Origin of the sequence: Bradyrhizobium sp. 149 (assembly GCF_023073915.1) — a bacterium.
In the GTDB taxonomy this organism is placed as follows: Bacteria; Pseudomonadota; Alphaproteobacteria; order Rhizobiales; family Xanthobacteraceae; genus Bradyrhizobium.
In genome coordinates this window covers 1,356,588-1,375,423 of the sequence record NZ_JADPKK010000022.1, presented here as the reverse complement: position 1 = coordinate 1,375,423, position 18,836 = coordinate 1,356,588, and the positions used below count along the sequence as shown (strand labels likewise).

Below are 18,836 nucleotides of genomic sequence, written 5' to 3'. Positions count from 1 at the left end.
CATCCGCCCGAAGGCGCCGGTGTCGGCGGCGTTACGCTGGCAAAATGGATCTGCAGCGATAACGACGAGGCGTCGTCACTTGATCTTGTCGTAGGCCGCCGCGAAATCGCCGAGCGGCATCGGGATCGCGATCGTCTCCTTGGCCATGTTCTGGAAGGAGACCTTCAACTGCTTGCCCGACTTCAACGTGCCGAGAAGGTCCGGCGCGATCGGCGTCGAGGCGTAGCAGCCGCGGTTCTCGCAGGTCTGGATCTGGAGATCGACCGTCTTGCCCTCGTCGACCTGGAGCTTGGCGCCGATGGGAAGGTTGAGGCCGAGCGGCAATTGCAGCAGCGCCACCGGTGTGCGGGTGTCGGGCGCGATGCGAATGTTGATCAGGACGATGGTCTGGCCGGTCTTGGTCAGCACCGCGTTCTGCTCCATCGCGCATTCGAGCGGCGCATCGCGGCTGACGCTGGTGCAGCGCACGACCCAGCCGGGCTGCGCCGGAGCGCCGTCAGCCTGCGTCGCAGCCGGTGCGGGCTGTGCCGCCGGGGCAGAGGGAGCTGCATTCTTCTTGGCGCCCTGCTGGGCATGCGCGGCACCTGCTGACAACAGGACAGCGGCGGCAAGGGCTGCAAGTCTGGATTGCATGGGCATGGCAAAACCGCGTTGGCGTGAACCGGGGCCTCGCTGTAACGTCGCGAGGCGCGTGGTGCAAGCTGCTACTCGGCAGCTTCCTTAACGGTGCCGTGCTCGACCCTCTCGTCGCCTTCGCCGTCACCCTTACGGCCCCAGCCCGAGAACCAGTTGTTGAGCTCGTCGAGATAGAGATAGACGACCGGAGTGGTGAACAGCGTCAGCGCCTGGCTGACGATCAGACCGCCGACCATGGCGTAGCCGAGAGGCTGACGAATCTCGGCGCCGGTGCCGTGGCCGAGCATCAGCGGCACGCCGCCAAGCAGGGCAGCCATCGTCGTCATCATGATCGGACGGAAGCGCAAGAGCGCTGCCTGCCGGATCGATTCCGCCGGCGTTTTGTGCTCGTCACGCTCCGCAGCAATGGCGAAGTCCACCATCATGATGCCGTTCTTCTTCACGATGCCGATCAGCAGAATAACGCCGATCAAAGCAATAAGGCTGAACTCGAAGCCGGCCGCCATCAGGATCGCGAGCGCGCCGACGCCGGCCGAGGGCAGCGTCGACAGAATCGTGATCGGATGGATGTAGCTCTCGTAGAGGATGCCGAGGATCAGATAGACCACGACCAGCGCCGCAAGAATGAGGAGCGGCACTGTGCCCAGCGACTGCTGGAATGCCTGTGCCGTGCCCTGGAAGCTCGAATTGAGCGTCGGAGGCGCGCCGAGATCGGCCATCGCCTTCTGAACGGCCTCGGTGGCCTGGCCGAGTGCGACACCCTGGGCGAGGTTGAAGCTGATGGTGATCGCCGGAAACTGTCCCTGGTGGCTGATCGAGAGCGGGCGAACCGGATCGGTGCTCCAGGTCGCGAACGTGGACAGCGGCACCTGGTCCCCGGTCAGCGGCGATTTCAGATAGAGCTTGTTCAGGCTTTCGAGACTGCCCTGCATCTCCGGGAGGATTTCCAGGATCACCTTGTAGGTGTTGAGCTGGGTGAAATACTGCGTGACCTGGCGCTGCCCGAAGGCGTCGTACAGCGTGTCGTCGATCAGCTGCGGCTGGATGCCGTAGCGCGCTGCGGTATCGCGGTTGATCTTGAGCTGAACCGTGGTGCCCTGGGTCTGCTGATCGGTCGCGACGTCGCGCAGCTGCGGCAACGTCTGCATCTTGGCGAGGATTTTCGGGGCCCAGTCGTTGAGCTCGGTGAGGTCGGCGTCCTGCAGGGTGAATTCGAATTGCGTCCGCGTCGGCCGGCCGCCGAGCCGGACGTCCTGGGCCGCCTGCATGTAGAGGCGGGCCCCGGACACCTTCTCGAGCTTGGGACGCAGCCGCGCGATGATCTGCTGCGCGGAGGCCTCGCGCTCATTGCGCGCTTTCAGCGTGATGAACATGTTGCCGTTGTTGCCGGCGCGGCCGCTGCCGCCGATGTTCATCGCGATGGATGCGATGTCGGGATCGTCCATCACGATCTTGCCGAGCTCGACCTGACGGCGCTGCATCTCCGCGAACGAGATGTCCTGGGAGGCTTCCGAGGTCGCGGTGATCAGGCCGACGTCCTGCTGCGGGAAGAAGCCCTTCGGGATCAGGACGAACAGATAGACCGACAGGGCAAGGGTCGCGAAGAAGATCGCGAGCGTCGTGCGGCGCCAGCTCAGGGCGTGGTCGAGCACCCATTCGTAGCCGCGCAACATCGCATCGAAGCCGCGCTCGCTCCACTGGTAGAACTTGCCGTGGGTGACTTCGCCGTGGGCGCGCAGGAAGCGCGAGGCCATCATCGGCGTCAGGGTCAGCGACACGAACATCGAGACGAAGATCGTCATCGCCAGCACGACGGCGAATTCGCGGAACAAGCGCCCGATGATGCCGCCCATCAGGAGCAGCGGAATCAGCACTGCGACCAGCGAGATGCTGATCGACACGATGGTGAAGCCGATTTCCTTGGAGCCCTTGAAGGCCGCCGCCATCGGCGATTCGCCTTCCTCGATGTAGCGCGTGATGTTCTCCAGCATCACGATGGCGTCGTCGACGACGAAGCCGACCGCGATAGTGAGCGCCATCAGCGACAGATTGTCGAGCGAATAGCCGAACACCCACATCAGCGCGCATGCGCCCAGCAGCGCCAGCGGCACCGTGATGGTGGGAATGACGGTGGCCCAGAAGCTGCGCAGGAAGATGAAGATGACCATGACCACCAGCGCAATGGTCAGCAGTAGCGTGAACTGGACGTCTTCGACCGCGGCGCGGATTGTCGTGGTGCGGTCGCTGATCACCTCGATCTTGATCGCGGGCGGGATCGCCGCGACGAGGCGAGGCAGCGTCGCCTTGATCCGGTCGACGGTCTCGATGACGTTGGCGCCGGGCTGCTTGAACACTACCAGGAACACGCCGCGCTTGCCGTTGGCCCAAGCCGCCTGCTTGGCGTCCTCGGGGCCGCTGACTGCCTGGCCGATGTCGCGGATCCGCAACGGGCCGCCGTTGCGGTAGGCGACGATGACGTCGTTCCAGTCTTTGGACTGGGTGAGCTGGTCGTTGGCGTAGATCGTGTAAGCGCGCTTCGGGCCGTCGATGTTGCCCTTGGGGCTGTCGACCGTGGTGATCGCAATTTGGCTGCGCACGTCCTCCATCGACAGGCCCTTGGCGACGAGTTTCGCCGGGTCGATCTGAATGCGGATTGACGGTTTCTGCTGGCCGCCGATGAAGACCTGCGCCACGCCGGAGAGCTGGCTGATCTGCTGGGCGAGCTGGGCATCGACCGCATCGCTGACGCTGGTCAGCGGTAATGTGTCGGAAGTCGCCGACAATAGCAGGATCGGGGCGTCTGCCGGGTTGACCTTGCGGTAGGTCGGCGGCGAGGGCAGGTTTTTCGGCAGCTGCCCGCTCGCGGCGTTGATGGCGCCCTGCACGTCGTTGGCGGCGCCGTCGATGCTGCGGTTGAGATCGAACTGGATGGTGATCGACGCGGTGCCCAGATAGCTCGTCGAGGTCATCTGGGCGATGCCCGGGATCTGGGCGAATTGCCGTTCGAGCGGCTGGGCCACCGACGAGGCCATGGTCTCGGGGCTGCCGCCCGGCAAATTGGCGGTGATCTGGATGGTCGGGAAGTCCACCTGCGGCAGTGGTGCGACCGGCAGTAGGGGATAGGCGACGAGACCGACAAAGAGAATGCCGGCCATCAGCAGCGAGGTGCCGATGGGATAACGGATGAAAGGTGCCGAAATCCCGCCGGCGTTCATTCCTGTCGAACCTTGTTCTGGGCCGGATCCGAGCTCGCCACAGCCGTAGAGACGAGGCTTCCGGGCTGGACCTTGAATTGGCCGCCCGTGATCACCTGTTGTCCGGGCGTTAGCCCTTCGTCGACGACCGAACGTCCGTCGATGCCGTAGCTGACCTTGATCTTGTGCACCTCGGCCTTGTTGTCCTGATTGACGGTATAGGCGTAGAGGCCGTTGGTGGAGTGCTGGACCGCGTCATCCGGGACAACGGTCGCATCCTTCAGGGTGCGCACCAGAAGGCGCGTCGACACCGACTGCCCGGGCCACAGCGCGTGGTCCTTGTTGTCGAACACCGCCTTGAGCCGGATCGTGCCGCTGCTCGTGTCGACCTGGTTGTTGATGACCGCGAGCTTGCCCTCGGCCAGCGTCTTCTTGCCGTCGGTGGTGAAGGCGATCACCCTGAGCGCGCCGGCCTTCTGGCCCTCGCTGATATAAGGCAGCTGATCTTCCGGCGCGGTGAAGATCACCGAGATCGGCTCGACCTGCGAGATCGTGACGATGCCGGTCTGCGTCGAGGCGTTGACGATGTTGCCGATGTCGACCTGACGCAGGCCGGCGACTCCGGTGATCGGCGCCTTGACCTGGGTGTAGTCGAGCTGGGTCTGCGCGTTGGAGATCGCGGCTTCATCGGCGGCGATCTGGGCGTTGAGCTGAGCGACCGTCGAGCGCTGGGTGTCGACCCGCTGTGCGGTGGCGAATTCGCCGAGCTTCATGGCGCGCTGGAGCTCGAGATTGGCGTTGGCCAGATTTGCCTCGTCCTGGGCCTTCTTGGCCTTGGCTTGGTCGAGCGTAGCTTGATAGGGACGAGGATCGATCGAGACCAGAAGCTCGTCCTGCTTGACGATCTGGCCCTCGGTGAAGGCGATCTTGTCGATCTGGCCATCTACCCGAGTCCGGACTTGTACGGTGTTGAAGCCCTGAACCGTGCCGAGACCGGTCAGGTAAACCGGAAAGTCGACCTTCTGGACCGGCGAAACGCTCACCGGCACGGCGGGTGGGCGCTGCGGACCCTTCTGCGCAGTCTGGGTTTTTCCGGCGTCGGGCGAGCCGAATTTCTGCCAACCAAAGTAACCCGCGGAGGCCACGGCCGCGATGATCAGAATCCAGAGGATCGGCCGGGACTTTTTCATATCGTCTCGTGTCGGCGCTTGTACCCTAAGCTACGAATTATGGGGCAACCATAGGGTTCCAGGGCGCTTGTATAATACACGCCAAGTTCCAGTGTAAACAGCACTATCGGCTGAGAATCCTAAACAATTGGAAAGCTTTGCACTGCTTAGGCAGCCTTCTGGCGTCGCGGTGTGCAGTGCTGCATTTTCCCATGACGAACGATCCGCGTGCAAACTTTGTGCATTGCTCGAAAGCGGTGTGTGCGGGGCCAGATGGCGCCGCGCGGAGCCGCAGGGCCGGGCTTCACAAGAACGGTTCTAAATCGCTCGAAGGCCGTTTCGGTTGTCAGGAAATTCAGCATCGTTCATATCGGCCGCCACAAAGGGAGCGCAGGATGGACGAACTGAACGGCAAGCTGATCGCGTGTCAGATTCTGATCACGGGACTGATCGCTCGCGTCGCCAACGAGCAGCGTGATCCCCTGCGCTTCCTCACCGACTTCCGCGACGAGATCAAAGCGGTCGTCAACGGCGTCAACATCGCCGGCATGGACCACAGCGATCGCGTGCGCGCGGTGGCGCAGAAGACCGTCGACGAATTGTTCTCGCTGATGAAGCCGCCGAGCAGCGATTGAATGTGGTCAGCGCGATCGCTGATTTTCGCGTTTCGGTTTGGTTAGAACGAATCCAATCTTGATTTAGAACGATTTCAAACTGCAGTTTAGAATCGTTTTGATCTGGACTTATTCAAGGGTTCTCGCGGCTTGCTCGCATTGACCCGCTATTTTGCGGCCGATACCAACACTCCAATCGTTCGTCGACGTGATTGAGCGAACAGGAATATGGGGCGTTTGGTAAATGGGGCAGGTGGTCGCACCGAAATCGTTGCGTTCGGTCGCAGCATTCGATGAAAAATTCACGAGCGTTTCCGGCAAGAAGGTCTCCGCTGTTGCGGGCCTGATCGCGGCAGCATCGGTGTCGAGCGGCGCGGAGGCGCAGCAGTCTAACCTGCCCCCGGTAACGGTCGATGCGCCGGTCCAGCGTCCGCGTCCGGTGGCCTCGAAGCCGACGCCGGATCAGGTCCGCGCGCGCAATGCGCTTCGTCGTGCTGCGCAGCGGCAGCAGGCGGCGCAGCAGACCGCTCCTACCGTCCCCGCCGGCGAGGTCGACCGCAATCCGTATTCTGATCCCGCTGCGCCCTACAAGGTCGACCACGTCCAGGCATCCGGCAAATTTCCCGAGCCGATGCTGAACACGCCCAAGACGATCACCGTGCTCAGCAAGGAAGTTCTCGAGGACAAGAACGCCACGACACTGAAAGAGATCGGGCGCTCGACCGCCGGCGTGACGCTGGGATCGGGAGAGGGCGGCAACGCGTTCGGCGACCGCTTCTTCATCCGCGGCTTCGATGCGCGCAACGACGTCTTCATCGACGGTATCCGCGATCCTGCGGTCTCGATCCGCGAGAACTTCTTCACCGAGCAGATCGAGATCCTGCGCGGCCCGGCCTCGTCCTACGCCGGCCGCGGCACCGCCGGCGGCGCCATCAACATCGTCACCAAGCAGGCAGGCGACGTCAACTTTAAGCGCATGGATACCGAGTTCGGCACCGACAGGACCAAGCGCGTCACGCTCGACGTGAATCAGGTCATCGATCCGACCTTCTCGGTGCGCGTAGGCGGCCTGTTCCAGGACGCCAACGTCGCCGGCCGCAATTACGTCACCGACGATCGCTGGGGTTCGTTCATCTCGACCAAATACACCCCGACCAACGACATCAAGATCACGACGAACTATGTCCACACCGATCTCAGCGGCTACCCGGATTTCGGCGTGCCCTTTTACAGGCAGGGCAATGTCCCCGTAACGTCAGCGGGCATTCCGCGCGGAAACTGGTACGGCTTCCTCAATCGCGACTTCCAGACTGCGCGGCAGGATTTCGGCACCGGCACGATCGAGTACAAGGTCAACGATGCTATTACGCTGAGCAGCAAAGTGCGCGGTGAGCACTCGCTGCTGAACTACATCGGCACTCTGCCGCAGAACCCGAACACGACCAGCCCCAATCCGCTGCTCTGGACCACGACGGCGAGCGCGCAGAGCCGCTACCAGAACGTCGACGTGTGGGCCAACCAGAACGAGGCCACGTTCAAGCTCATCACCGGCGGGGTCAAGCACACCGCAGTGTTCGGCGTGGAATATGCCAATGAGAACATCTCGATCGACCGTTACACCGGCCTCTCGTCGGAACTGTTCGGCGGCGGCTCGACCAGCAACGGAGCGGTCACGGGGGTCAATCTCTATTCGCCGCAGTACACCTACATTCCCTTTAGCAACACGCCGTCGCTGGTTGGAAATCCGACGCGCTACGGTGTCAACACCAGCAGCGTCTACGTCATGGACACTGCGAACTGGCAGGACACCATCATTGTGAACGGCGGCGTGCGCTACGACGGCTACAGCCAGAGCTCGTCGACCAACGCGGCCTATCTGAAGCAGAACGCCGATCTTGTTAATTACAACGTCGGCCTGGTCTACAAGCCGATGTCGATCGGCAGCCTTTACGCAGCCTATGCGACCTCGGCCAATCCGTTCGGGTCGGAGCTTGATGCGACCGCGACCGATTACGGTGGTGTTCCGCCCAACACGGCCGTTTTGCTCGGACCCGAGCGTAATAAGGCGATCGAGCTCGGCACCAAATGGGAGCTCGCCGACCGGCACCTGTTGGTGACCGGTGCGCTGTTCCAGACGACCAAGGACAACGCGCGCGAGACCGTCAACAGCGTGCTGACCTCGGGCGCTGCCTACAGGATCCAAGGCATCGACATCGAGGCCGAGGGCAAGCTCACCGACCGCTGGAGCATTTTTGGCGGTCTGGTGCTGATGCAGTCGAAGGTCACGCAGAGCGGCGTTGCCTCGAATCTCGGTCTGCAGCTCGCCAACATTGCCCACCAGTCGTTCAGCATGTTGACCAAGTACAAGTTCGACGACGGCTGGGAACTCGGCGGACAGGCGGTGTACCGCTCGAAGGTCTATGGCGGCACATTCGCGGCCAACACCAACGAGTTGCCGAGCTATTGGCGCTTCGACGCGTTCGTTGAGAAGAAGATCGACCAGAACTGGACCATGAAGTTCTACGCCCAGAACCTGACGAACAAGCTCTATTACGACTCGTTCTATCGCAGTGCCGTGCCTTTCGTGGCGGTCGCGCCGGGGCGGGCATTCTACCTCATCACGACGGCGAAGTTCTGATCATGTTGACGTGCCTGCCTGGCGTTCTCAGCAAGGATGATGTGGCGGAGTTCCGCCGCATCATGGACGCCAGCGAATGGGAAGACGGGCGATCCACCGCCGGCTCGCAGTCGGCGATGGTCAAGCGCAACGAGCAATTGCCGCCGGACAGCGAGGTCGCGCGCAAGCTCGGCAACCGCATCATCTCGGCGCTGACGTCGAACCCGCGCTTTATCGCGGCGGCGATCCCGCTCCAGATCTTCCCGCCGCTTTTCAACCGTTACGCAGCCGGCAGTGGCCACCATTTCGGCCTGCATGTCGACAACGCAATCCGAGGTGACCGTCTGACCGGCCTTCGCATCCGCACAGACTTATCGGTCACGCTGTTCCTGGCCGAGCCGGAGGAGTACGACGGTGGCGAACTTGTGATCGAGGACAGCTACGGTTCGCACGAAGTCAAGTTGCAAGCCGGGGACTGCGTGCTCTATCCCTCCACGAGCCTCCACCTCGTGACGCCGGTGACCAGGGGAACGCGGGTTGCATCTTTCTTCTGGCTTCAGAGCATGATACGGGACGATCAAGCCCGGAGCATGATCTTTGACCTCGACACCGCGATTCAGGCGCTGGTGGAACGGCTCGGGCGTGACGATCCCGAAACGGTCAAATTGACGGGTATCTATCACAACCTCATTCGCTACTGGGCCGAAGTATGAAGATCATGTCCTTCCAAGCAAGCCTTGCCGCAGCTTTGATGCTGGCGGCCGCCTGGCTCGCATCCCCTGTTTCTGCCCAGACACAAGCCCCGCCGGCGGCACCTGTCCAATCGACGGCTCAGCCCGCGGCGGCTCCTGCGGCTCCCTCGGCGACCATGCCCGCGGCCCAACGGCCCGATGCGGCGGCCGGTGTCGCACCGGCCATGAAGGAGCTGTCGCCCTGGATGATGTTCCAGTCGGCGGACATCATCGTGAAAGCGGTGATGATCGGGCTCGCCTTCGCATCGCTGGTGACCTGGACGGTCCTGATCGCCAAGTCGATCGAGCTGTCGGTTGCCTCGACCAAGCTTCGCTCGGCGCTCAAGAAGATCGCGGAGGCGCGCTCGCTGGCGGAAGCGCAGATGGCGCTTGGCTCCAAGGAGGGCATCCTGCCGTCGTTCCTGGCGGCCGCGCTGCGCGAGGCGCGGATGTCGGCCGGCCTGTCCAGCGATGCCGGCATCAAGGAGCGCGCCGCTTCGAGCTTCTCCGAGATCGTGCGCGCGGAGGCGCGGCGCGTCCGCGTCGGCATGGGTGTGCTCGCGACCATCGGCTCCACGTCGCCCTTCGTGGGCCTGTTCGGCACGGTGTGGGGCATCATGAATAGCTTCATCGGCATCTCGAAGTCGCAGACCACGAATCTCGCTGTCGTGGCTCCCGGCATCGCCGAGGCGCTGCTCGCCACCGCGATCGGTCTGGTCGCCGCGATCCCCGCCGTCATCATCTACAACCACTTCTCGCGCGTGACGAAGAGCTATCTCGAGCTCGTCAGCCGTGCCTCGGGCGCGGCGGGGCGGCTGCTCTCGCGCGATCTCGACCGCAGCCACGGCAGCGTGCATTCGCGCGCGGCGGAGTGAACCATGGGCGTTTCGCTCGCAGACAATGATGACGACGATGATTTCGGCGAAACGCACGAGATCAACGTCACGCCGTTCATCGACGTCATCCTGGTGCTGCTGATCATCTTCATGGTCGCAGCGCCGCTCTCGACCGTCGACCTGCCGATCGATTTGCCCACGTCGAGCGCGACGCCGCAGAAGAAGCCGGACAAGCCGACCTATCTCAGCATCAAGCCCGATTTGACGCTCGCCATCGGAGAAAATCCGGTCCACCGCGCCGAGTTGATCGGCACCCTCGACGGTCTGTCCGACATGAGCAAGGACAAGTATGTCTTCCTGCGCGCCGATCGCTCGGTGCCGTATGGCGAGTTGATGGGTATCATGGAGCTCTTGCGCTCAGGCGGCTATTCGCGGGTGAAACTGGTTGCGCTGGAAGGCGCTCCGGGGGTGCCCGCGGCAGGCGCCGCTCAGCCTTAGAGGCCCGCTATGTCGGACGAGTCCAGACCACCCCGGACGCTTTGGATTTTGGCAGCGGTGGCGGCGCTCGCGCTCCATCTGGGTGGTGGCGCGCTCGCGCTGGCCCACCTGCGCGCCGATGACGGCGACGATGGCCTCGGCGCGGCTGGCGCGGAGTTCGCCGTCGAGATGGCCTCGCCGAAGGCACCTGACACCGATCTTCCGCCAGGACCGGACAGCGAAGCAATGCAGGAGCAGCAGGCGCTTCCCGAGCAAAAGGCCGAGACCAAGGAAACCGAGCTTCCAAAGGATCAGTCGCAACAGGTCGACGATCCCGATCGGGTCGTCACCGAAAACATCTCGAAGAAGCCGCAGGACGAGGATCCGAAGATCGCGGCGGTCGAAACGCCCGCCGCGGAGGCCTCGCCGAAGTCGGTTGCGACGGCGCGGCAGACACTCGATGAGGACGCGCGCGAGGCCGAGAAGGCGCTGGCGCCTGTGCTTGGCATCGGCAAGGACATGCTGAAGCTGACGGCCGACTGGAACCGCAAGATCAGCGCGCACCTCACGGCCCACAAGGTCAACCCTGAGGGCAAGGAGCCCAACAATCAGAAGGTCAAGGTCAGCTTCGCGATCAACCGACGGGGCAACGTGCTTTCAGTCGACGTCGTCGAGTCCTCCGGGGATGCAGCCTACGATGCGGCCGCGATCTCGATTGTCCGCAAGTCCGATCCCATCCCGCAGCCGCCTGCCAGCCTGACTGACGACCGGTTCGAGCGCACCGTCGACATCATCTTCACGCCGCCGGACGCAAAGAAAAAGAAGAAGACGGCTCAGCGCCAGTAGAGCCTGATCCCGACATAGACCACGACCAGGCAGGCGAAGATCAATGCCACCGGGAGCGGCCGTTTCTGGGTTGCGCTTGCGGCCGCTGCCCCGAAGAAATTGGCCTTCTTCGGCTTCGGTTCGGGGCGGCGGAAAGCGGTAACATTGTCCGCCGCCGGCTCGGCCGCGCGAGGTCGGACGTCGGGCGGGGTTCCCGCGCCGCCCATCTCGGCATAGTAGGCCTTGTAGATCGCGCCGATGGTGGCTTCGGTGGCCTCACCCTCGTTCATCTGCGCCAGCAGGTTCTTGTAGCTCACGAGGAACTCCTGAGCCTCCGGAGGCAGCGCGGACGACCCGTTGAGCTTGGCCATCATCTTCCAGGTGGCGAAATCGGCGCGGGCGCGGGTATCGGCGCGTCGCGCGATCAGCATATCCGCAGCTTTGACCAAGTCGGCCTCTGGCCCTTCGGCTTTGTGTTCGGGTGTCGCTGTTCAACTACGCATTGCCGGTCAGGAAGAGAACAGCCTGAATCACATAACCGGTCAACGTTCGCAGTATTGCTGAAATAACATCAAGATTTAGACCGAACTGCGAGCCCGCCAGCGGCAGCAGGATCAACAGACCGATCAGGATCAGCATACCGAACGGCTCGAGCCGGGCCAGCGGCAGGGCGAGCGGCCGGGGCAGCAGCCCGACCGCGACGCGCCCGCCATCGAGCGGCGGGATCGGCATCATATTGAACACTGCCAGCACCGCGTTGATGAGCAGCGCATTCTTGAGGTTGTCGAAGATCCATTGCGCCGAATTGGCCGGAGCCCAGGGCAGGGTGTGGAGGGCGAGAGCCGCCAGGAGCGCCAGCAGGATGTTGGTGGCGGGCCCGGCCAGCGCCACCCAGACCATGTCGAGCCTGGGGTTGTTGAGCTTGCGGAAATTCACCGGCACAGGCTTGGCATAGCCGAACAGGAACGGCGAATGCGCAAACAGCAGCATCGCGGGCAGGATCGCGGTGCCGAAGGGGTCGATGTGCCGGAGCGGGTTGAAGCTGACGCGGCCGAGCTGCGAGGCGGTGTCGTCGCCGAGACGGTATGCGACGAAGGCGTGCGCAGCCTCGTGGAAGGTGATGGCGAGCACCAGCGGCAGTACCCACACCGAGAGGTCATACAAAGAGATGTTCACGGCTCGTCCGTCCCGGTTTTGCCTTCGGTCTTGCAGCCGACCCAGCCAACCGGTGGTGCAGCAACGCTTCATCTCAACATAGGGTGCCCGGTTCAGAAATGCCACGCCGTAAATGATCCGCGTGGCCCGACGCCGCTATGCTTCCGCAAAAATTCACGCCGGGATGGTCCCCGGATACTGCGTCAGCCCGTCGTCGAGCTTCAGCCAGGCGAGCTTCTCCGAGACCCAGATGTGCTCGGTCGGCGCGAAGGCGTTGCGATCATCGAACGCGGTGAGTGCGACGCCCGCCAGCGTGCCATTGCGCCGCCAGGCAAACAGTCTTGTGCCGCAGCGTGTGCAGAACACGCGATCGATGTTCTCCGACGACGCATAGCGGGTGGTCTCGCCCTCGACGGTCAGTGCGCGCTGGTCGAACTGGGCGCGGGCGAAGTAGGGCGAGCCCATGGCCTTCTGGCAGATGCGGCAATGGCAGACGCGAACGTTGAGCGGCTCACCTTCCGCCTTGAACCGCACCGCGCCGCACAGACATCCGCCTTCTCTGATCATGGCTGCCTCAATAGGTTGCGCGTCCGCCCGAAATGTCGAACACCGCGCCGGTCGAGAACGCGCAGTCCTCGGATGCGAGCCAGCTCACCATCGCGGCCAGCTCTTCCACCAGCACGAAACGCGCTTTCGGGATCTTCGACAGCATGAAATCGATGTGCTGCTGCGTCATCTGGTCGAAGATCGCGGTCTTCGCAGCCGCCGGCGTCACCGCATTGACGAGGATGTCATGTGCCGCCAGCTCCTTGCCGAGTGACTTCGTCAGCGCGATCAGGCCGGCCTTGGAGGCCGAATAGTGCGAGGCGTTCGGATTGCCTTCCTTGCCGGCGATGGAGGCGATGTTCACGATCCGCCCGTATTTCTGCTTGAGCATCGCGGGCACGATCGCCTTGCAGACGATGAAGGGGCCGTCGAGATTTATGCGCAGCACCTTGCGCCATTCCTCCAGATCAGTTTCCCAGACCGGCTTGTTGACTCCGGCGATGCCGGCATTGTTGACGAGGATGTCGATCTTGCCGAAGGCGGCAAGCGTCGCGTCGCGCGCCTGTTCGACGGCCGCGGTGTCGGTGACGTCGACTTTGAAGACGCGGACGTTTTCGCCGATCTCCTTCGCTGTCTTCTCGGCTAGCGCGGCGTCAAAATCCCAGATCGCGACCTTGGCGCCGGAATCGACAAAGCGCCGGGTGATGGCGCGGCCAAAGCCTTGCGCGCCGCCGGTGACGATTGCGACGCGGCCGTTGAGATCGATCTTGTTCATGCTGCAGGCCTTTGCGTCAGAGCATGTAGCCGCCGTCGACGACGAGGTCGACGCCGGTGGTGAATGCGCTTTCGTCGCTGCCGAGATAGACCGCCATGGACGCGATCTCGTCTGCGGTGCCGAGCCGGCCCATCTTCTGGCGGGAGACGAACATCTCCTTGCCCTGCGGCCCTTGCGCGGCGGCGCGGTCGAGCATCGAGGGCGTCTCGACGGTGCCGGGGCAGATGCTGTTGCAGCGGATACCCTTGGTGATGAAGTCGAGCGCGACCGCCCGCGTCAGCAGCGACACCGCGGCCTTCGAGGCGCTGTAGACGTAGCGATTGGCCGGCGGCCGCAGCGCCGCGCAGGAGGAGATGTTGACGATGCTGCCGCCGCCGCCCGCGAGCATGTCGGGCAGGAACGCCCTGATGGTCCGGTGCATCGACTTGACGTTGAGGTCGAACGAGAAATCAAAATCCTCTTCCGAACACTCCAGGATGGTGCCGTGGTGCACGAAGCCGGCCGCGTTGAGCAGGATGTCCACCTTGCCGACGCGCTTGGCGAAGGCGTTGACGTCGGCGGTGCTGCGCACGTCGAGCTTCGCCGTCTCGGCGATGCCTTCCTTGGTCAGGCTCGCGATGCCGCTCTCGTTGATGTCGGTGGCGATCACGGTTGCGCCTTCACGCGCGAATGCGATGGCGCATGCGCGTCCGATGCCTGCCGCTGCAGCCGTGACGATTGCGCGCTTCCCCTTGAGGCGGTCTGCCATTTGTGATTCTCCTCACCGTGAATTGATTGCTATGCCGTCATTGCGAGCGAAGCGAAGCAATCCAGAATCTTGCCTTGGAGGCAGTCTGGATTGCTTCGTCGCTTCGCTCCTCGCCATGACGAGTGGCTAGTGATTATCCCGCGCCACACCAAATGTGCCGGCGACGTTCTGGTAGCGCGTGGCGAGCTCCATGCAGGCGCCGGTCGCGTGCTGGCCGACGGTGTTGCGGTAAAGCTCCTGCCATGGCGTCTGGTTCGGCGGATGCTTGAAGCCGCCATTGGCCGCCAGGTCGGCATGGCGCTTCTTCACCTCGTCGTCGGAGATGAGAATGTTGGCGCTGCCCTTGTTGAGGTCGATGCGCACCTTGTCGCCGTTCCTGAGGATCGCCAGCCCGCCATTGGCGGCAGCTTCCGGCGAGGCGTTGAGGATCGAGGGCGAGCCCGATGTACCCGATTGGCGGCCGTCGCCGATGCAGGGCAGGGCAAGGATGCCGCGCTTGATCAGCGCCGCCGGCGGCTGCATGTTCACGACTTCGGCGCCGCCGGGATAGCCGATCGGCCCGGTGCCGCGGATGAACAGCACGCAGCGCTCGTCGATATCGAGCGAGGGATCGTCTATCCGCTCGTGGTAATCCTCGGGACCCTCGAACACGACGGCGCGGCCCTCGAATGCATTGAGATCGGTCGGGTTGCTGAGGTAGCGATCGCGAAATTCCTTGGAGATCACGCTGGTCTTCATGATCGCGGAATCGAACAGGTTGCCCTTGAGCACCAGGAAGCCGGCGTCCTTCACCAGCGGCTTGTCGTAAGCCCAGATCACATCGTTGTCAGGCTTCGGCGCATTGGCGCAATTTTCGCCAATGCCGCGGCCGTTGACCGTGACCGCGTCCTCGTGGATGCGCTTGTGCTTCATCAGTTCGCGCACCACGGCCGGCACGCCGCCGGCGCGGTGGAATTCCTCGCCGAGATAGAAGCCGGCCGGCTGCATGTTGACCAGCAGCGGCACGTCGTGGCCGAGCTTCTGCCAGTCGTCAATCGAGAGCTCGACGCCGATGTGGCGCGCCAGCGCGTTGATGTGGATCGGCGCGTTGGTCGAGCCGCCGATCGCCGAATTGATCACGATGCAGTTCTCGAACGCCTCGCGGGTCAGGATGTCCGAGGGTTTCAGATCCTCCCAGACCATCTCGACGGCGCGCTTGCCTGTCTCATAGGCGATCTGGCCACGCTCGCGATAAGGCGCGGGGATCGCCGCACATCCCGGCAACGAGAAGCCGAGCGCTTCGGCAAGCCCGTTCATGGTGGAGGCAGTGCCCATGGTGTTGCAATGGCCGACCGAGGGCGCCGATGACGCCACGATCTCCATGAATTCTTCATAGTCGATTTCGCCGGCGGCGAGGCGCTCGCGCGACTTCCAGACGATGGTGCCTGAGCCGGTGCGTTCGCCGGCATGCCAGCCGTTCAGCATCGGGCCGCCCGACAGCACGATCGCGGGCAGGTTGACCGTTGCCGCCGCCATCATGCAGGCCGGCGTGGTCTTGTCGCAGCCGGTGGTCAGCACCACGCCGTCGAGCGGATAGCCGTAGAGGATCTCGACGAGGCCGAGATAAGCGAGGTTGCGGTCGAGCGCCGCGGTCGGGCGCTTGCCGGTCTCCTGGATCGGATGGGTCGGGAATTCCATCGCAATGCCGCCGGCCTCGCGGATGCCTTCGCGGACCCGATGAGCAAGCTCGATATGGTGGCGGTTGCAGGGGGAGAGGTCGTTGCCGGTCTGCGCGATGCCGATGATTGGCTTGCCGGATTGAAGCTCGGACCGGGTGAGACCGTAGTTCAGATAGCGCTCCATATAGAGCGCGGTCATACCCGGATTATGCGGATTGTTGAACCATTCCTGCGAGCGGAGGTGGCGGCGAGCGCCGTTGCCGGCGGGGGCATGCCCATTGGTTGGTTTTTTTGTCATTGATTTCTCCTGCAATGCAAACGCACTGGCGTCCGTTTTATGGGGTCGGCTTGTGCGATGCCCAACGGCGCGAGTGATGATTTGCCTGCCCGCTGGCGGGTCGTTTCCTTACAAATCCGATACTAGTCATGGCCACTTGGTAACGCTACCATTTTGTTCGCAGCGCCTGCGCCTGAAACGGCTGGCCGGTTGTCCGAACGCCGCGCCGACGAGCTCTGCCGCTCGATCACCTTGAAGCCGAGATCGAGCACCGGATGCTCCGGGCGCCGTCCGTCGATCGCGTCGATCAGCATGGTGGCGGCGGTGTTGCCCATCTCGTACCGGTTGGTGCGCACGCTCGTGAGGGTCGGGACGGCAGAGGCCATGAATTCGAGATCGTTGAAGCCGACGATCGCGATCTGTTCGGGGATCGCGATCTCGCGGCGCCTGCATTCGAACAGCACCCCGAGCGCGAGGTCGTCATTGGCGCAGAACACCGCGTCCATGCCGGGCTCCCGCGCCAGGAGATCGGTGAACAGGGCGCCGCCGAGCGTCACCGAGGTCGGTGTCGCCGTCGTGACGACGAGGCGTTGCTCGAACAGCCCGGCGTCCTTCATGGCCGAGACGTATCCGTCGAGCCGCCGCTGCACCCGCGGATCCATCCGCGCGCCGACGAAGCCGATCTTGCGGTGACCTTGCGCGAACAAGTGTGCAATCGCGGCGCGGGCTGCGTCATAGTGCGAAAAGCCGATCATCATGTCGACCGGATTGGGTCCGATCTCCATGATTTGCACGATCGGGCAGTCGGCGGCGTCGAGCATCGCGCGCGATTCCGTCGTCTGGTCGATGCCGGTGACGATCAGCCCGGCCGGCTTCTGCGCAAGAAACAGGCGCAGCAGCTTCTCCTCCTGGAGAATACTGTAGCGTGTGTTGGACAGCTGGATCGAGTAACGGCTGTTTTCGGAGGCGTCGTAGATGCCGCGCAGCACGTCGGAGAACACGTTATTGGTCAGTGACGGAATCAAGACGCCGATCACTTCGGTGCGCTGTGAGGCCAATGCCCGTGCCGCCAGGTTCGGCACATAGCCGAGTTCCTTGGCCGCGCTATCGACCCGTGTCCGCTTGGCGACCGAGAGCGCCTCGGGATTGCGGAAGAAACGGGACGCAGTGATCGGACTTACGCCGGCAAGCTCGGCGACTTCTGCCAGCCGGATTTTGCCTGACTTGGTGCGCTTTCGACCCATTTGCTGCTCTTAACACACTCACTGTCGCAAACAAAGGAACGTTGACAGCGCTACCAGCACAGACTAACCAAAGACAAATTGCCAAAACCGCACAAACTGCCGACAATGTCGCCCGCTAAGGTCGGGCTTCGTTGGGTGAAGTCTGGAAAAAACAAGACGGTCGCGGCGCGAGATGCGTCGTGGACTTTCGAGGAGGGAGCTAGATGTCGTCTGTGCAAATCCGCGACGTGCGGAAATCGTTCGGTAATTTTGAAGTCCTGCACGGCGTTTCGATTCCGATCGAGGACGGCCAGTTCGTCGTCCTGGTTGGACCCTCCGGCTGCGGCAAGTCGACGCTTCTGCGCATGCTCGCAGGCCTCGAGAACATCACCTCAGGCACGATCTCGATCGGCGACCGCGTCGTCAACAATGTCCAGCCCAAGGAGCGGGACATTGCGATGGTATTCCAGAACTACGCGCTCTATCCGCACATGACGGTCGGCGAGAACATGGGTTTCTCCATGAAGCTGCGGGGCGAGAGCACCGAAGAGATCAATAAGCGCGTCAAGCGCGCCGCCGAGATCCTGGCGCTGTCGCCGCTGCTCGAACGCTATCCGCGCCAGCTTTCTGGCGGCCAGCGCCAGCGCGTCGCCATGGGCCGCGCCATCGTGCGCGATCCGCAGGTGTTCCTGTTCGACGAGCCCTTGTCGAACCTCGACGCCAAGCTGCGCGTGGCGATGCGCACCGAGATCAAGGAGCTGCACCAGCGGCTGAAGACCACGACCGTCTACGTCACCCACGATCAAATCGAGGCCATGACCATGGCCGACAAGATCGTCGTCATGCATGACGGCATCGTCGAGCAGATGGGCACGCCGCTCGAGCTCTACGACAAGCCCGAGAACCAGTTCGTTGCCGGCTTCATCGGCTCGCCGTCCATGAACTTCCTGAAGGGGCATGTGCGCGTCAACGGCGTGGCGACCTTCGAGGGTCCGAACGGCGTCAAGCTGCCGCTCAGGAACGCGCCCGCGGCGTCCGACGGCCGTCCTGTCGTTTACGGCGTGCGGCCGGAGCATTTCACCATCGCTGACGACGGCGCCGATGCCGAGATCGTTGTGGTCGAGCCGACGGGCTCCGAAACGCAGGTGTTTGCGAAGCTCGGTGGTGAGCAGGTCGTCGCGGTCTTCCGCGAACGTCACCAGTTCAATCCGGGTGACAAGATCAAGCTGAAGCCCGATCCTTCCGTGGTTCATCTGTTCGACGAGGCGACGGGCAAACGCGTGTAGCGACGCCGAGAACTGCCCCAGCAGAACTGCCCAGGACGACCAATAACAAGACGACTAATAAGACGACCC

At 63.2% G+C, this 18,836-nt stretch carries 17 protein-coding genes; 7 read left to right on the top strand and 10 right to left on the bottom strand.

The features are described from left to right. Positions 1 to 75 precede the first annotated feature (75 nt). The 3 genes from IVA88_RS24265 to IVA88_RS24255 all read right to left on the bottom strand — a co-directional run bounded on the left by IVA88_RS24265 (position 76) and on the right by IVA88_RS24255 (position 5,020). Positions 76 to 639 carry an invasion associated locus B family protein gene (locus IVA88_RS24265; RefSeq protein ID WP_247499676.1) on the bottom strand — a complete coding sequence of 188 codons (564 nt, stop codon included), beginning with the start codon at positions 637 to 639 and terminating at the stop codon, positions 76 to 78. Between the two features lie 65 nt (positions 640 to 704). After that, positions 705 to 3,851, bottom strand: coding sequence for an efflux RND transporter permease subunit (locus IVA88_RS24260; protein ID WP_247499675.1), 3,147 nt, complete (start codon positions 3,849 to 3,851; stop codon positions 705 to 707). Next, positions 3,848 to 5,020, bottom strand: coding sequence for an efflux RND transporter periplasmic adaptor subunit (locus IVA88_RS24255; protein WP_247499674.1), 1,173 nt, complete (start codon positions 5,018 to 5,020; stop codon positions 3,848 to 3,850). Before IVA88_RS24255 ends, IVA88_RS24260 begins: the two co-directional genes overlap by 4 nt. A 374-nt stretch (positions 5,021 to 5,394) precedes the next feature. Between IVA88_RS24255 and IVA88_RS24250 the strand changes: the two genes are divergently transcribed. The 6 genes from IVA88_RS24250 (at position 5,395) to IVA88_RS24225 (ending at position 11,120) form a co-directional block, all read left to right on the top strand. Continuing rightward, entirely contained in the window at positions 5,395 to 5,634 is a 240-nt protein-coding gene (locus IVA88_RS24250; protein ID WP_211396371.1) for a hypothetical protein, read from the top strand. Between the two features lie 223 nt (positions 5,635 to 5,857). Continuing rightward, a complete protein-coding gene (locus IVA88_RS24245; RefSeq protein WP_247499673.1) occupies positions 5,858 to 8,251 on the top strand; it encodes a TonB-dependent receptor in 2,394 nt (797 codons plus the stop codon). 2 nt (positions 8,252 to 8,253) lie between these two features. After that, positions 8,254 to 8,943 carry a Fe2+-dependent dioxygenase gene (locus tag IVA88_RS24240; protein WP_247499672.1) on the top strand — a complete coding sequence of 230 codons (690 nt, stop codon included), beginning with the start codon at positions 8,254 to 8,256 and terminating at the stop codon, positions 8,941 to 8,943. Then, on the top strand, positions 8,940 to 9,836 hold the full coding sequence (gene exbB, locus IVA88_RS24235) for a tonB-system energizer ExbB (RefSeq protein WP_247499671.1): 897 nt from the start codon (positions 8,940 to 8,942) through the stop codon (positions 9,834 to 9,836). The genes IVA88_RS24240 and exbB overlap by 4 nt, the downstream gene beginning before the upstream one ends. A gap of 3 nt (positions 9,837 to 9,839) precedes the next feature. Then, positions 9,840 to 10,295, top strand: a complete 456-nt coding sequence (gene exbD, locus IVA88_RS24230; RefSeq protein ID WP_247499670.1) for a TonB system transport protein ExbD — start codon at positions 9,840 to 9,842, stop codon at positions 10,293 to 10,295. A 9-nt stretch (positions 10,296 to 10,304) separates the two neighbouring features. Beyond that, positions 10,305 to 11,120, top strand: coding sequence for a TonB family protein (locus IVA88_RS24225; RefSeq protein ID WP_247499669.1), 816 nt, complete (start codon positions 10,305 to 10,307; stop codon positions 11,118 to 11,120). Here IVA88_RS24225 and IVA88_RS24220 read toward each other — a convergent pair. The 7 genes from IVA88_RS24220 to IVA88_RS24190 all read right to left on the bottom strand — a co-directional run bounded on the left by IVA88_RS24220 (position 11,108) and on the right by IVA88_RS24190 (position 17,502). Beyond that, positions 11,108 to 11,530, bottom strand: a complete 423-nt coding sequence (locus tag IVA88_RS24220; protein ID WP_247500403.1) for a hypothetical protein — start codon at positions 11,528 to 11,530, stop codon at positions 11,108 to 11,110. The two genes, IVA88_RS24225 and IVA88_RS24220, sit on opposite strands and share 13 nt — an antisense overlap. 64 nt (positions 11,531 to 11,594) lie before the next feature. Then, positions 11,595 to 12,275 carry a site-2 protease family protein gene (locus IVA88_RS24215; RefSeq protein ID WP_247500402.1) on the bottom strand — a complete coding sequence of 227 codons (681 nt, stop codon included), beginning with the start codon at positions 12,273 to 12,275 and terminating at the stop codon, positions 11,595 to 11,597. Between the two features lie 153 nt (positions 12,276 to 12,428). After that, complete coding sequence (locus tag IVA88_RS24210) at positions 12,429 to 12,821, bottom strand: GFA family protein (RefSeq protein ID WP_247499668.1); 393 nt, start codon at positions 12,819 to 12,821, stop codon at positions 12,429 to 12,431. A 7-nt stretch (positions 12,822 to 12,828) separates the two neighbouring features. Further along, a complete protein-coding gene (locus IVA88_RS24205; protein ID WP_247499667.1) occupies positions 12,829 to 13,575 on the bottom strand; it encodes an SDR family NAD(P)-dependent oxidoreductase in 747 nt (248 codons plus the stop codon). A gap of 16 nt (positions 13,576 to 13,591) precedes the next feature. Then, on the bottom strand, positions 13,592 to 14,323 hold the full coding sequence (locus tag IVA88_RS24200; protein ID WP_247499666.1) for an SDR family oxidoreductase: 732 nt from the start codon (positions 14,321 to 14,323) through the stop codon (positions 13,592 to 13,594). A 126-nt stretch (positions 14,324 to 14,449) separates the two neighbouring features. Further along, entirely contained in the window at positions 14,450 to 16,279 is a 1,830-nt protein-coding gene (locus tag IVA88_RS24195) for an IlvD/Edd family dehydratase (RefSeq protein ID WP_247499665.1), read from the bottom strand. 122 nt (positions 16,280 to 16,401) lie between these two features. After that, complete coding sequence (locus IVA88_RS24190) at positions 16,402 to 17,502, bottom strand: LacI family DNA-binding transcriptional regulator (RefSeq protein ID WP_247499664.1); 1,101 nt, start codon at positions 17,500 to 17,502, stop codon at positions 16,402 to 16,404. A gap of 203 nt (positions 17,503 to 17,705) precedes the next feature. On the opposite strand from IVA88_RS24190, the gene ugpC reads away from it, so the two are divergent. Next, complete coding sequence (gene ugpC, locus IVA88_RS24185; protein WP_247499663.1) at positions 17,706 to 18,767, top strand: sn-glycerol-3-phosphate ABC transporter ATP-binding protein UgpC; 1,062 nt, start codon at positions 17,706 to 17,708, stop codon at positions 18,765 to 18,767. The last annotated feature ends 69 nt before the right edge of the window (positions 18,768 to 18,836 follow it).